Here is a 13,112-nt window from a genome sequence, read left to right as displayed (position 1 = left end):
GCTCAAGGTACTGGGAATAAGAGTAAATATGATGAATGCACCTCAACAGGCGGTAAACCTTTCTGCTTTAGCAACGGCAAAGCAATTGGCAGAACAATTTGCGCATACTGCTGCTGAGCGTGATAAAGCAGGTGGTAATCCAAAGCTGGAACGGGACTTGATTCGTCAAAGTGGCTTATTGGGACTGTCTATTCCACAACAATATGGTGGGCAGGGGGCAAATTGGAAAACAATTTTCCAGACCATTCAAAGTATTGCACAAGTCGATAGCTCCTTGGCACATGTATATGGCTTTCATCATTTACTAATCGCCACTGTACAGTTATTTGCTCAGCCTGAACAATATTCGTCATGGTTTGAACACACTGCCCACAATAACTTGTTTTGGGGCAATACTTTAAATCCTTTAGATCAACGCACGAAGGTACAGCAACTCACTGAGAACGACTTTATTTTTCATGGTGATAAAAGCTTTTGCTCAGGATCAATAGATTCAGACATACTGCTTTGTTCGGGCTTTAATGATGCTGGAAAATTACTGATAGCTGTGATCCCAACACGTCGAGAAGGGGTCAGTTTTTTAGGCGATTGGAATAATATGGGGCAGCGCCAAACAGATAGCGGTACCAGTCATTTTGAACAGGTCAAAATTCACAAAGATGAGTTATTGTTAAATCCAGGACCATTAAGTACACCTTACTCCAGTTTACGACCTTTGATCGCGCAATTGATTTTTGTGCATCTGTTTTTAGGCGTTGCTGAAGGTGCCTTTGACCTTGCAAGACAAACAATACAAAGTCAGAAAGCATGGTCAACGTCTTTGGCTGAAAATGCGGTGAATGATCCATTTACCCAGAAGCATTTTGCTGAGTTTTATGTACAGCTTGAAAGTGTACGTTTACTTGCCGATAAAGCCATTGCAGCATTGCAAACGGCTTGGAATATTGGTGAGCAATTAACAGCAGAACAACGTGGTGAAGTCTCAATTGCAATTGCGACTGCAAAAATTGCTGCAACCAATAGCTCACTGTTTATAACACAGAATATTTTCCAAGTGATGGGTGCTAGAGCGACAACAGCCAAATTGAATTTAGATCGTTTTTGGCGAAATGTCCGTACTCAGACTTTGCATGATCCGATTGATTATAAGTATCAGGAAGTAGGGGAATGGGTATTGACTGGAAAAGTGCCCGATCCAAGTTTTTATTCTTGAACCTAAGCTGACCGATGACATTTTATAGACGTTCATTCCTAGCGCTTTAGCAGTTGGTATTGCCTATCTTAGATTGAAAAAAATCTGTGTTGGATAAGGGGTAGGTCTTATACCCCCCTACCAACAGCGACAATTATGTTGCCTTGCAATAGATACAACATGAATGATCTAACAATGCACAAAGCTAAAGCCTAGCCCGATCTGACGTGTTTCAGCATCAAGGATTGGATTTTTGCTTTAAGCTATTGAGCACTTCATACGCTGCCTTAATTCGCTCAGCATTGGGAATTTTTTTATTCATTAACATCACCAAGCCAAAGTTCTCTTGTGGAATATAAATCACATATGTCCCAAAACCATTGGTAGAGCCAGTTTTATGAAAGACTCTTGAACCAGTCTTCACGAGGGTTTTTTCAACAGGGTTAGATTGCATCACAACCCGATCAGAATTGCTTTCTAATAATGTGTTTAATGTAGCTGGGTAGCTGAACGATTCCCAGCCAAGGGCTTGGGTCATACCACCCATTTTAAAGTAACCCGTATGTGTTGCTAGAATTGCAGGTTTAATCGCTGCTTTGGCTTGATCTGGATTTAAGTTTAAATTTAAAAAATGTAGCATGTCCGGTAGGCTAGATTTCACCCCATAGGCTTGCGCATCAAAAGCGCCAGCAGTGACCCGAAGCGGATGATTATTTTGATCATAACCAAAGGCATAGTTGCCTTGTTGTGCTTTAGGAACTTGGACATAAGTATGTTGGAGTTCTAGCTTGGGGAAAATCACTTGCTCTAATAAAGCGCTAAAAGGCATGTTCATGGCTTTAGCGGTCGCTTCACCGAATAGCCCTATGCTTGGATTAGAATATTGTCGAAATTGACCAATCGGGTTTTTGACTTTCCAATCTTGAAAATATTTAAGTGTTTGCGCATCTGTTTTTATTTGATCAGGAAATTGCAATGGAAGATTACCACTGGTGTAGGTGGCCAATTCTAAGAGTGTGACTTGATTAATGTCTGAGTTTTTTAATGCGGGTATATATTTCCCAGGATGGTCTTGAAGAGAAATTTTGCCTAAATTTTGTGCATAAGTACCTGCTGTTGCAGTAAATATCTTACTGACTGAGCCTAATTCAAAAAGGGTATTTTTATTTACGGCTTTCGCATTCACAAGTGATTGTACGCCGTAGTATTTTTCATAACTTTTTCCGTTATACAAAACACCTATTGCCATACCGGGCACTGCATAAGTTTTCATTAATGGCTGAAATGCAGTATTCATTGCAGTTTCAACCTTTATAGACGTTGCAGGTATCTCGTTGGCATTTACATAAGTCGTCAAGCTCATACTACCGATAAGGACGCAAAATATCGTTTTTGTTTTATTTAAAACTACCATGCCCACTTTTTCCATCTATGCTACAAAAAGGGCGTATTTTAAGGTTGAAAGAAATATTTTCCAAGATTGCGGTTGTTGAGTATATGTATAGAACAAATACACTCAATGATTCAATAAAACAAAAGTAGGCTAATTTATATAAGGATAATTGTACTGATTTATACGATTCTATTTTTTATAAATACTTTTTATTTATTCTAAAAAAAAATCCCTCAAGCCGAGTCAAGAGGGAAAGCTGCAAAGCTGTTTTAGTTATTTATTGTTGTTTTCACAGCACCATCGATGAAGAGATAAACCTTAAGCTGATTTTGCAGTAATTTGATCTTTTTGTGCTTCTTCAATTTGACGAACCAAAGGCAAGACCTTTTCACCGAAATATTCAACTTCTTCAATGAAATGTAAAAAGCCAGATAACACCAGATCTACCCCTACATTTTTGAGTTCAACAATACGTTCGGCAATTTGTTGCGGTGTACCAATCAGATTGGTTTTAAAGCCATCGTTATATTGCACCAAGTCTTCAAAGGTTGATTTTGCCCAGTTACCTTCACCTTCTTTAGATGCCGCGCCCGCTTCACGGGTTGCATCGCCAAAGGCATTGACCGCTTCAACATTGGCTTGGTCAATAATCTCTTGTAGCACTGCTTTAGCTTCTTCTTCAGTGTCGCGAGCAATGATAAAAGCATTGACCCCGATTTTGACTGAGTGGTTATTTAGCTTGGCTTTTTCACGAATATCATCGATTTGTTTCTTTAGCTCCTCAGGTGTATTGCCATTGGTAAAGTACCAATCCGAAACACGCGAAGCCATGTCACGTGCAGCACGTGAACTTCCACCTTGGAATACTTCAATATGGGGTTTTTGCAAAGGCTTTGGTTTTAAAGTGTAGTCTTTAAACTGATAATATTTACCATCAAAACTATAATTATCTGTCGTCCAAATACCTTTTAAAGTACGAATAAATTCTTCAGAACGAACATAGCGTTCATCATGTTCAGGCCATGGCTCACCAATGGCATCAAACTCGCCACGGAACCAGCCACTTACGACATTAATCGCAATACGCCCATTGGTCAGATAATCAATGGTCGCCAACTGTTTTGCGGCTAAAACCGGTTTCCAAGGTCCTGGAAGAATTGCTGCAATTACTTTTAATTTTTCAGTTTTGGCTAAAAGTGCATGACTAAAACTCACAGATTCATGTTGATTTTCAGCGCCATACCCTGCGGTAAAACGAATTTGGGTGAGGGCATATTCAAAACCACTTTTTTCGGCAGCTTGTGCCAAACGGACATTGTAGTCATAGCTCCAGTCTGTACGTTGTTCAATATTACTGACCACTAAGCCGCCACTGACATTGGGAACCCAATAGGCAAATCGAATTGCTTGACCATTATTCGATGAAAACTGTGACATATCATAACCCTCAATTTTTTATGATTTATTCATAACAAGGTTGCGTTTAAGCAACCTGTGATTGTGGTGTTTTGGATTTTGCATGTAGACGAGACTCTGCCGCATCCAAGTCTGGTATCGCCGCGGAAGGAAGCACATCATCTTGCTCAATCTGTTTGTTGATGCCTAAATTTTGATTGGCTTGTTCTGTTTTGGCTTTGACCACTTCTGCTCGCTGACCTTTTGCAGGTGCCCATTCTAAAATTGGCAATGCACGTGCGACAGCTAAAGTGATACGGTCTTGGATGTGTTCACTTTTAATGGTGTACTCAGGCGTAAAATCACGATCTGTTGCATAGACACCAATAGGCAGCGTTTGCGCTTGAAAGAAGCTAAATAATGGACGTAACTGATGCTCTAGAACTAAAGCATGACGGTCACTACCACCCGATGCAGCAAGCAATACAGGAACATCGACTAGCGCTGTTTGTTCAACAAAATCAAAGAAATGTTTAAATAAACCAGTAAATGATGCACGATAAACAGGTGTTCCCACGATGAGCGCATCTGCTGCTTCTACGGCAGCTAAGTCATCTTGAACACGTTGTGGCAGTTGGTTGCGATAAATTGCGCCCCCTAACAAATGGCCTATTTCACTGAATTTAATAAAATGAACATGAATCGGTGTTGCCTGACCTAGCTCATCTAAAATCGCTTGAACTAAACTTTCGGTTTTTGAAGGGTTATTTAATCCCCCTGAAACAGCAACAATATTTAATGGTTTTTGTTGAGTATAAATAGACATGTTGGCAACCTAATAAATTGAATCTCGGAATGCCATTCATTAATCTATATTTGACGAAGCAGTGTAAAATAATGAAAAACAGATTGGTTATCTGTTTTTAAGATAAACCACAAAGCCTTTGAATAATGTACGATTTCGTCTTTTAAGTATTTGAAGTTAAATAATATTCTTAAAATGAATAAGTAATTCATTTTTAACTGTTTATTTTATATTTAAAAGTGATATTCAAATCTTAATTTCGATAAATGACCTAAAAATTGTAGGGAATTTTAATTAAAGCCGACAAATTATTCAAAAATTCGTTAATATTTACGTATCCTAAATAGCAATAGTGCGGTTAGAATGAAATAACTGCGCTAGAGATCTCTCGCTTCGCTTATGAATATTTTAATCGTTGATGATCATCCACTGTTTCGCCATGCGTTAATTCAGGCGGTTCGTTATAGTTTGCCACAGGCTCAAATTAGTGAAACTGCGGCTGTTAATGAATTTTATGAGCGTTTGGAAAATGGTCCAGAACCAGATCTCGTCTTGTTGGATTTAAATCTGCCAGGCGCATCGGGTTTCTCTGCATTGGTACATGTTCGTGCACAGTATCCTGCACTTCCTATTATTGTGGTTTCTGCTCACGAAGATGCGTCCATTATTCAACGTGCAATTGCACATGGCGCAATGGGCTATATTCCTAAATCTGCGCATCCAAGCCATATTGGGGAAGCAATTCGCCAAGTGCTGGATGGTGATATTTGGTTACCGCCAAACTTACCTGCAGCGAATATGAATTTTGACCCGCGTGCCGCAGATGAAACAGCTTTAGCTGAACGTATTCAATCGTTAACACCACAACAGTTCCGTGTATTGATGATGGTTGCAGAAGGTTTATTGAATAAGCAAATTGCTTATGAACTTGATGTTTCGGAAGCGACCATTAAAGCGCATGTGACGGCAATTTTCCGTAAATTAGGTGTACAGAACCGTACTCAAGCGGTACTCGCAATCAATGCACTCAATATTGAAGAACGAAAAGTTTAAGATTCTTGCGGGTTAAATTTAACTTCAATATATTGAAAAATTACGAGAAGAGTGTATTAAAAATACACTCTTTTTTATTTTCTGATTTCTGCGTTTTCTCGTCTAATTTTATTCGAAATCAAACATTTAAAATCCATAACTGACTTGAATCATCAAGGGATTGTCTGCAATAAAACTTTAGCTTTTATCAAGAGTTAAAAATAGGCGTATACTGAACGGACATGAGGAATAATTATGTCTGAAGCACCTGAATCTACAGCTTATATTGAGTATGGCACTCGGCCTTTTATCGCAATTTTACTTTCATTGTTTTTAGCTGGATTTGCTGTATTTTCATCGTTGTACTGTGTTCAGCCGATGATGCCGTTTTTGGCAAGTTTTTTTCATGTTACGCCAACCCATAGTAGTTTCCCGCTTTCATTTTCCACCATTGCCTTAGCCTTAGGGCTTCTTTTTGCAGGACTGATTTCAGATCGTTATGGTCGTAAGCAGATCATGGCCATTTCTTTATTTTCCACCGCAAGCTTATTATTGCTGAGTTCGTTTTTACCGTATTGGGAAATATTTCTTGCAACACGCATGATGATTGGCTTGGCTGTCAGTGGTGTCGCGTCTGTCGCAATGACCTATATCGGTGAAGAAATTGCACAAAAAGATGTTGGCTTTGCCATGGGACTGTATATTTCAGGGACAGCAATAGGGGGAATGGGCGGGCGTTTGATTGCAGGGGTATTGCTGGATTATATCTCTTGGCAAACTGCGACGATGATTATTGGTCTACTTAATTTATTGATCGCGATTACATTTTATATTGCCTTACCTGCCTCTAAACACTTTAAATCTTATCCCATTCAATTCACACGTTTTATCGAATCTTTTAAGAAAAATCTTTCTGACCCAAAGCTCAGATTATTGTTTGTAGAAGGTTTTATTCTGATGGGATGCTTTGTGACCGTGTTTAATTACATGAGTTATCATCTGTTAGAAAAACCTTTTGAACTGTCACAAACTTGGATTGGTTTGATTTCGATTGCCTATTTATCTGGCATTTATAGTTCACCTCGTGCAGCCAGTTGGAGCCGTCAATTTGGACGAGGTAAGGTACTGATTGTGATGTTCTCAAGCATGATTCTGGGGTTATGGATGATGCTGATTCCATCACTATGGGTGATCTTGATTGGTCTATTGATTTTCACGTTCTCATTTTTTGCCGCCCATTCCACATCAAGCAGTTGGGTATCGGTACAATCCTTACAATATCGTGCAGTCGGTTCTTCGCTTTATCTATTTTGTTATTATCTTGGTTCAAGTTTCTTGGGCAGCAGTAGTGGTTTAGTCTGGGAAAAATATGGATGGTTTGGCCTAACAGTTACGATGACTTGTGTACTTTGTATCGGGCTCTTGGTGGCTTTAAAACTCAATCAAACGCAGCATAAAGATTAGGCAAAAGTATGAGCGGCTGCATCTAAATAGCGTTAAATAAGCTTTTCTATTCAATTTCTCTGCGCTTTTAAACAATCCATCATGATAGGTCAATTTTCCTTTTATAACGTATGACGAATACATTTAACATCTTAAAAAGCTATCAATAACAGACTAAATAGAAGACCAAGAAGAAATGTTTACTTTTTAATCAAACAACATGAGTAAAATTCATGGTAAAATGATCAACTTTCATTTTAGATCTCTCCCGATCGCCAACTGCCAATCGAGAAACTCACCATGTCGACCGCTTATACTGCTCAGACAGCGCCTACTGCGTTGTTTGATTATGACAAATATTGGGCATCGTGCTTTGAACCAGCACCATTTTTGCCAATGTCACGCGAGGAGATGGATCAACTCGGTTGGGATAGTTGTGACTTTATTCTGGTATGTGGTGACGCTTATATCGATCATCCATCGTTCTGTTCAGGAATTATTGGCCGAACGCTTGAAGCACAGGGTTTCCGTGTCGGGATTATTGCACAACCAGATTGGACTTCTGCTGAAGCATTTAAAGTGTTAGGTAAACCGAATATTGCATGGGGTGTGACCGCGGGTAATATGGATTCTATGATCAACCGCTATACGGCTGACCGTAAAATCCGTTCTGATGATGCATATTCACCAGATAATCTACCCAATAAACGTCCTGACCGTGCTGCAACTGTATATTGTCAGCGTTGTCGTGAAGCATTTCCTGATGTACCCGTATTATTGGGCGGTATCGAAGCATCATTACGCCGTATTGCACATTATGATTACTGGTCAGACAAAGTTCGTCGTTCAGTGCTGATGGATTCCAAAGCAGACTTATTGATGTATGGCAATGGTGAACGGTCTGTTGTTGAAGTTATGCATCGTCTTGCCAAAGGCGAAAAAATTCATGAAATCACCGATGTTCGTGGTACTGCATTTATCGTCAATAAAATTAATCGTGTTTCTAAAGCCAAGTTTGTTGAAATTGCATCGAATGATGTCGATGCGATTGGTCGTGTTGATCCAATCATCAATCCTTATGTAATGACTGAAGATTTAGATGGTTGTGAAATTGAACAAGGCAAAGGAAATTCTTTAACCCAATATCAAAATTTCCAAAAAGAATTGGTGGCAAATCCAGTTGTTCGTGAAGGTGATCAACTGGATGAGAATACCCAGATTGTACGTTTACTGCCGACCTCTAAAGCAATTAAACATAAATTACCGCCGCGTGAATTGGCTGTGATTCGTTTGCCTGCTTTTGAAGAAGTGGCAACTGATCCTGTACTTTATGCGCATACCAACCGCATCTTGCATCTTGAAACCAATCCGGGGAATGCTCGTGCATTGGTACAAAAGCATGGTGAACGTGATGTATGGTTAAATGCACCGCCGATTCCATTGACCACCGAAGAAATGGATTATGTGTTTGACTTGCCTTATGCGCGTCTACCACATCCAGCTTATGGTGAAGCGCGTTTCCCTGCATTTGATATGATCAAGTTCTCTGTAAATATCATGCGTGGTTGTTTTGGTGGTTGTACATTCTGTTCGATTACCGAACATGAAGGTCGTATTATTCAAAACCGTTCAGAAGAATCAATTTTACGTGAAGTTGAAAAAATTCGTGATACAGCCCCAGGTTTTACAGGCATCATTTCAGATTTAGGTGGTCCAACTGCAAACATGTATCGCTTGCAGTGTAAAGATCCTGAGATTGAAAAGAACTGTCGTAAACCTTCTTGTGTGTATCCTGGTGTATGTCAAAATTTACATACTGACCATGCGCCACTTACTCAACTTTATCGCAAAGCACGTTCATTAAAAGGCATCAAAAAGATTCTGATTGGTTCAGGCTTACGTTATGACCTTGCGGTATTGAACCCTGAATATGTCAAAGAACTGGTTCAACACCATGTTGGCGGTTATTTAAAAATTGCTCCAGAGCATACCGAGAAAGGTCCATTGTCGAAGATGATGAAACCGGGAATCGGAACCTATGATCGCTTTAAACAGATGTTTGATCGTTTTAGTAAGGAAGCGGGTAAAGAACAGTATTTAATCCCGTACTTTATCGCTGCGCATCCGGGAACAACGGATTATGACATGATGAATCTTGCGATCTGGCTTAAGAAAAATGGCTTCCGTGCCGATCAGGTGCAAACCTTTTATCCATCACCAATGGCGACAGCGACCACGATGTATCACACGGGGAAAAACCCGTTGGCCAAAGTGGCTCGTTATACCGAAAGTGTGGATATTGTCAAAGGTGAAAAGCGTCGTCGTTTACACAAAGCCTTCTTGCGTTACCACGATCCAAACAACTGGCCATTACTACGTGATGCATTACGTGAAATGGGCCGAATAGATTTGATTGGTAATTCTAAGCATCATCTGATTCCAACTTATCAACCGCAAGGAACAGAAGGACAATACCAATCTGCGCGTAAGAAGAACTCGACTGTAGACGGTGATTCGCAAAAGCGTACTGGGGATAGCCGTAATTCACAGGCGAAAACGCAATCGCGTCCTTCCAATACCAAAAAGCGTCCTGAACGTGGTCAAATATTGACGCAACATACAGGTTTACCGCCGCGTGAAACGGGTGATAAAAAACCATTTGCTGGAAATAGCAAAACAAAGTCTAAGTCAAAAAGTAGAGCTTAGGTGTTATTTAAAATAGTAATAAGAAAGGATGCCTAAGCATCCTTTCTTAAATCAGCAATTGAATAATAAAAATACGCAACTGTGGATAACTCTCTGTAAACTGTTGAAAACTTTAGTGTACTAAAATCACACAATTCTCGAATATCCTTGTCCTACAATAGTACGCAAGATTCATTAAATTCAGTTGTATTCGCATTCAATACACGCTATATATGAGGTGCAATTCAATTCATTTGGTTGAAATACCAAGTGAATAAAACAAATAATAGTTCAATAAATAAGTTAAAAATGTGATTTATTTGATTATTTTGAAAAAGCAAATATGAGAATGCGTCTGGCATATTACAAAATTGAACTGATTAAAAATAGTATCTTTGATACACAAGAACTGGTCGTAGACCAAATTATAATAAAGAATTAGGAAATGAAAAATGGACATGATAATCGTTGCGAGTTTGATATTACTTGCTGTCGTGATTGGTGCTGCTTATAAAGGATTGAAAAATAAGCAACAAGCAGATAGTGCTTTACGAAGAAGAGCAGTATTTAACTCACATGAACAAATTACGTTTACGCGTTTAAAAGAAATTTTACCTGAAGCCAATATCTTGGCTCATGTATCTTTTGATGCCTTGTTAACGACAAAATATTTACATACACGTCGTAAGTATCAGCAAATGTTTGCAAATTTTGTTGTGCTGGACAAAGATTATAAAGTTTTAGCTGTGATTGCTTTAGATGATACCAATGCGATTAAGCGTTCGAATCAAAATACCTATGAAGATGCTTTGTTACAGTCAGCAGGTTATCGCGTGATTCGTTATATGGGAATTCCAGAATATCAGGATTTGCGAGAAGATTTTTTAACAGAATTTTCAGAAATGAACCATTCGCAAATGTTGGAGGAACATGTACTGGGGAAGTTTGATCTGTACTCAAATCGCGCATATAGCTAATCAAAAAAATGCATGTTTAAACATGCATTTTTTACGCTTTCCAAAAATTAAATAACGAGCTTATTCTGGTTTGACCGCAACAACCGTCATTTCAACTAAAACATCAGGTCGATAAAGCTTTGCTTCTACACAAGTTCTCGGCAGAGCTTGCATATCTGAACACCATGTATCCCAGATTTCGTTCATTCCTGCATAATCATTTTCGATATCTTTTAAAAAAATCATCACAGACATAATATGCTTTTTATCTGTGCCCGCATCTGTAAGAAAACGATCAATGATATCTAAGGTCTGTTGAGTTTGCCCTTTGATATCCAAACTTAAATCCGTAGCCAATTGACCCGCCAAGTGAACTAAATTTCCCGAAATTGCGATTTCAGAAAAGCGTTTTTCTACGTGCAAACGTTGTACAGTCATGATCATTCTCAAAGTTTGTTTATGTTTTAAATTTTACGTCATCATTTACAATCTGCAAATTAACTTTGTTGCTTGTTGGTGAATCTATCTATACGAATGAGGATTTTATACTTAAAAATAATCAAACAGTTATATTCTGGGCAAATAATGAAATTGCCTAAATTTAAAAATTGAATTTGCGCACCACGTAACTGATTTAAACAAAATGCAATTGAACATTGCAGAGGACAAAGTTGTTGCAACTGCTTAAAGTGTTGCTGCTCCTGTGGTATGGAAGTATTCATTGAAATACCTATTATTTAGATTCTATTTTTAAGCCAGTGAATCGCTTTGAGCTATTCACTGTGCCGTTATCAAGCTTGAGGGGGCGTATAGGATTTGAGTTTTTGTTCAGGCTTATTGTTGATTTGATACCAGTCGATATGCCGTGTAATAAACATCACTACAGCAAGTAAAACAAATGAAATGATAGAGCCGATCAGGAAGGTTTTGCCTGAAGATTGCAATAGCATATACATCACGGCATAAAGTGAACTCAGGATGATGCTGAATAGGCCCGCGGCTTTAAAACCTTTCATCACATAGTATAAGTACCAGCTCATGAGCCCGACACAGGCGATTCCAGCAACGAAATAAGCCCATGCAAAGGCATAGTATTCACTGATCGAAAGCAGTAAAACAAAGAACACCACTTGAGCCATCGCCACCAAAGAATATTGAATGGGGTGAATCCGTAAGCTTTTAAGCACTTCGAAGAGAAAGAAACAAGCAAAGGTGATGATGATAATCACGATACCGTATTTAATCGCACGATCTGTTTGTGTATAGACATTGACTGATTCTAGGAATTCTGTTGATAAACCAATACTTTGAGCAGGTTCACCCATATAAGCTGGCTCTTGGGAAAAATAGCCATTACTAAACTGGCGAATACACTCATTGTTGTCGCAATCAATCAACTTACTGATGTTTTGATGACCTAGAGCAATATTTTTCCATTGTGCGGTGAATTGTTGTGGTGTACTGGTTTTTGCAAAGGGTAAGTTTTGTCCTGAATATTTGGTATCCGCCCAATTGCCTTTGGCCTGATAAGTGACGCTACGACTGGTTGGGATCAGGGTGAATTTCCCCAGACCCGTAATATTGGCGGTTAAATCAAAAGTAAAACCATTTTGAATGGCATTGATTAATTCAGGATATTTTTTTGCAGAAATATACATAAAGTCAAAACCAGAATTGTTACTCCCTTGAGCACTCATTTCAAAGGCATAAGTTTTATTGAGCATGTTTAAGCTCGGTTGTGTATCTAAGCCACGAGGATCATGTACAGGGAAGATAATTTCAGCTCGGTCCCATTGGTAATCTTTCTTTTCAAGTGTTGGTTTTTGGAATACCCCTTTGGCCATGAGATTGGCGGTGTAGCTAATTGCTCGATAGATGGTGCGTTTATAAGTGTTGTCAGAAACATTAAAGTTGGATGACCATTGTGTGCTGTCAGCACTGATATATAGCCATTGTTCCTCAGTACACAAATAGGCCACCTTCTTTTCATCGAGGCAGTTTTTTTGCTCATTGTAGGGCACACGGATATACGGTGAAATCACGGTTTGAGGACTAATATTGTTTTGTGCAATTTCTTTTAGAAATGCCCGTTGATAATCTTGTCGTTCTGAGACCAGACTGGTAATAAAGAGTAAGCCTATCCAAAATAAGGCAACTAAAATTGCGATTGCAATAATTTTGAATGTAATAAAGTTGGAGCGCATCACTGTT

General features: G+C 38.9%; 11 protein-coding genes. 5 read left to right on the top strand and 6 right to left on the bottom strand.

Annotation, left to right across the window (positions count from 1 at the left end):
- Positions 1 to 28: 28 nt before the first annotated feature.
- Positions 29 to 1,213, top strand: coding sequence for an acyl-CoA dehydrogenase family protein (locus MTO68_RS22350; protein ID WP_244014412.1), 1,185 nt, complete (start codon positions 29 to 31; stop codon positions 1,211 to 1,213).
- Positions 1,214 to 1,430: 217 nt separating this feature from the next.
- On the opposite strand, the gene ampC is transcribed toward MTO68_RS22350, so the two are convergent.
- From ampC to msuE, 3 genes are all read right to left on the bottom strand, one after another.
- The gene (ampC, locus tag MTO68_RS22345) at positions 1,431 to 2,606 is read right to left on the bottom strand and encodes a class C beta-lactamase (RefSeq protein WP_244014410.1); all 1,176 of its coding nucleotides are present in this window, start codon (positions 2,604 to 2,606) and stop codon (positions 1,431 to 1,433) included.
- 297 nt (positions 2,607 to 2,903) lie between these two features.
- Positions 2,904 to 4,022 carry a dimethylsulfone monooxygenase SfnG gene (gene sfnG / locus MTO68_RS22340; protein ID WP_034614949.1) on the bottom strand — a complete coding sequence of 373 codons (1,119 nt, stop codon included), beginning with the start codon at positions 4,020 to 4,022 and terminating at the stop codon, positions 2,904 to 2,906.
- Between the two features lie 46 nt (positions 4,023 to 4,068).
- The gene (gene msuE / locus MTO68_RS22335) at positions 4,069 to 4,806 is read right to left on the bottom strand and encodes an FMN reductase (RefSeq protein WP_004723461.1); all 738 of its coding nucleotides are present in this window, start codon (positions 4,804 to 4,806) and stop codon (positions 4,069 to 4,071) included.
- Between the two features lie 378 nt (positions 4,807 to 5,184).
- Here msuE and MTO68_RS22330 point away from each other — a divergent pair, with 378 nt between their 5' ends.
- The 4 genes from MTO68_RS22330 to MTO68_RS22315 all read left to right on the top strand — a co-directional run bounded on the left by MTO68_RS22330 (position 5,185) and on the right by MTO68_RS22315 (position 10,922).
- Complete coding sequence (locus tag MTO68_RS22330; RefSeq protein ID WP_004823671.1) at positions 5,185 to 5,838, top strand: response regulator transcription factor; 654 nt, start codon at positions 5,185 to 5,187, stop codon at positions 5,836 to 5,838.
- Between the two features lie 234 nt (positions 5,839 to 6,072).
- The gene (locus MTO68_RS22325; protein WP_244014408.1) at positions 6,073 to 7,281 is read left to right on the top strand and encodes an MFS transporter; all 1,209 of its coding nucleotides are present in this window, start codon (positions 6,073 to 6,075) and stop codon (positions 7,279 to 7,281) included.
- A gap of 279 nt (positions 7,282 to 7,560) precedes the next feature.
- Positions 7,561 to 9,966, top strand: a complete 2,406-nt coding sequence (locus MTO68_RS22320; RefSeq protein ID WP_034614941.1) for a YgiQ family radical SAM protein — start codon at positions 7,561 to 7,563, stop codon at positions 9,964 to 9,966.
- A gap of 431 nt (positions 9,967 to 10,397) precedes the next feature.
- Positions 10,398 to 10,922: a DUF2726 domain-containing protein gene (locus MTO68_RS22315; protein ID WP_004823674.1), complete on the top strand. Its 525-nt coding sequence runs from the start codon at positions 10,398 to 10,400 to the stop codon at positions 10,920 to 10,922.
- A 60-nt stretch (positions 10,923 to 10,982) separates the two neighbouring features.
- On the opposite strand, the gene MTO68_RS22310 is transcribed toward MTO68_RS22315, so the two are convergent.
- From MTO68_RS22310 to creD, 3 genes are all read right to left on the bottom strand, one after another.
- Positions 10,983 to 11,339 (bottom strand): RidA family protein, encoded by a 357-nt coding sequence (locus tag MTO68_RS22310; RefSeq protein WP_244014406.1) that lies wholly within the window; start codon positions 11,337 to 11,339, stop codon positions 10,983 to 10,985.
- A gap of 59 nt (positions 11,340 to 11,398) precedes the next feature.
- Positions 11,399 to 11,623, bottom strand: a complete 225-nt coding sequence (locus MTO68_RS22305) for a hypothetical protein (RefSeq protein WP_209828918.1) — start codon at positions 11,621 to 11,623, stop codon at positions 11,399 to 11,401.
- Positions 11,624 to 11,692: 69 nt separating this feature from the next.
- A complete protein-coding gene (gene creD / locus MTO68_RS22300) occupies positions 11,693 to 13,105 on the bottom strand; it encodes a cell envelope integrity protein CreD (RefSeq protein WP_244014404.1) in 1,413 nt (470 codons plus the stop codon).
- Positions 13,106 to 13,112: the final 7 nt, after the last annotated feature.

The sequence above is a fragment of the Acinetobacter sp. NyZ410 genome (assembly GCF_022828975.1).
Classification (GTDB): Bacteria; Pseudomonadota; Gammaproteobacteria; order Pseudomonadales; family Moraxellaceae; genus Acinetobacter; species Acinetobacter guillouiae.
The sequence above is the reverse complement of the archived record's forward strand: the minus strand, read 5'-3'. Positions and strand labels throughout refer to the sequence as shown.

What these genes read in the sequence shown, in the direction of transcription:
- MTO68_RS22320 (WP_034614941.1), top strand. Translation starts at nt 7,561, where the DNA reads ATGTCGACCGCTTATACTGCTCAGACAGCGCCTACTGCGTTGTTTGAT.
- ampC (WP_244014410.1), bottom strand. Translation starts at nt 2,606, where the DNA reads ATGGTAGTTTTAAATAAAACAAAAACGATATTTTGCGTCCTTATCGGT.
- MTO68_RS22325 (WP_244014408.1), top strand. Translation starts at nt 6,073, where the DNA reads ATGTCTGAAGCACCTGAATCTACAGCTTATATTGAGTATGGCACTCGG.
- MTO68_RS22315 (WP_004823674.1), top strand. Translation starts at nt 10,398, where the DNA reads ATGGACATGATAATCGTTGCGAGTTTGATATTACTTGCTGTCGTGATT.
- creD (WP_244014404.1), bottom strand. Translation starts at nt 13,105, where the DNA reads ATGCGCTCCAACTTTATTACATTCAAAATTATTGCAATCGCAATTTTA.
- sfnG (WP_034614949.1), bottom strand. Translation starts at nt 4,022, where the DNA reads ATGTCACAGTTTTCATCGAATAATGGTCAAGCAATTCGATTTGCCTAT.
- msuE (WP_004723461.1), bottom strand. Translation starts at nt 4,806, where the DNA reads ATGTCTATTTATACTCAACAAAAACCATTAAATATTGTTGCTGTTTCA.
- MTO68_RS22310 (WP_244014406.1), bottom strand. Translation starts at nt 11,339, where the DNA reads ATGACTGTACAACGTTTGCACGTAGAAAAACGCTTTTCTGAAATCGCA.
- MTO68_RS22330 (WP_004823671.1), top strand. Translation starts at nt 5,185, where the DNA reads ATGAATATTTTAATCGTTGATGATCATCCACTGTTTCGCCATGCGTTA.
- MTO68_RS22305 (WP_209828918.1), bottom strand. Translation starts at nt 11,623, where the DNA reads ATGAATACTTCCATACCACAGGAGCAGCAACACTTTAAGCAGTTGCAA.
- MTO68_RS22350 (WP_244014412.1), top strand. Translation starts at nt 29, where the DNA reads ATGATGAATGCACCTCAACAGGCGGTAAACCTTTCTGCTTTAGCAACG.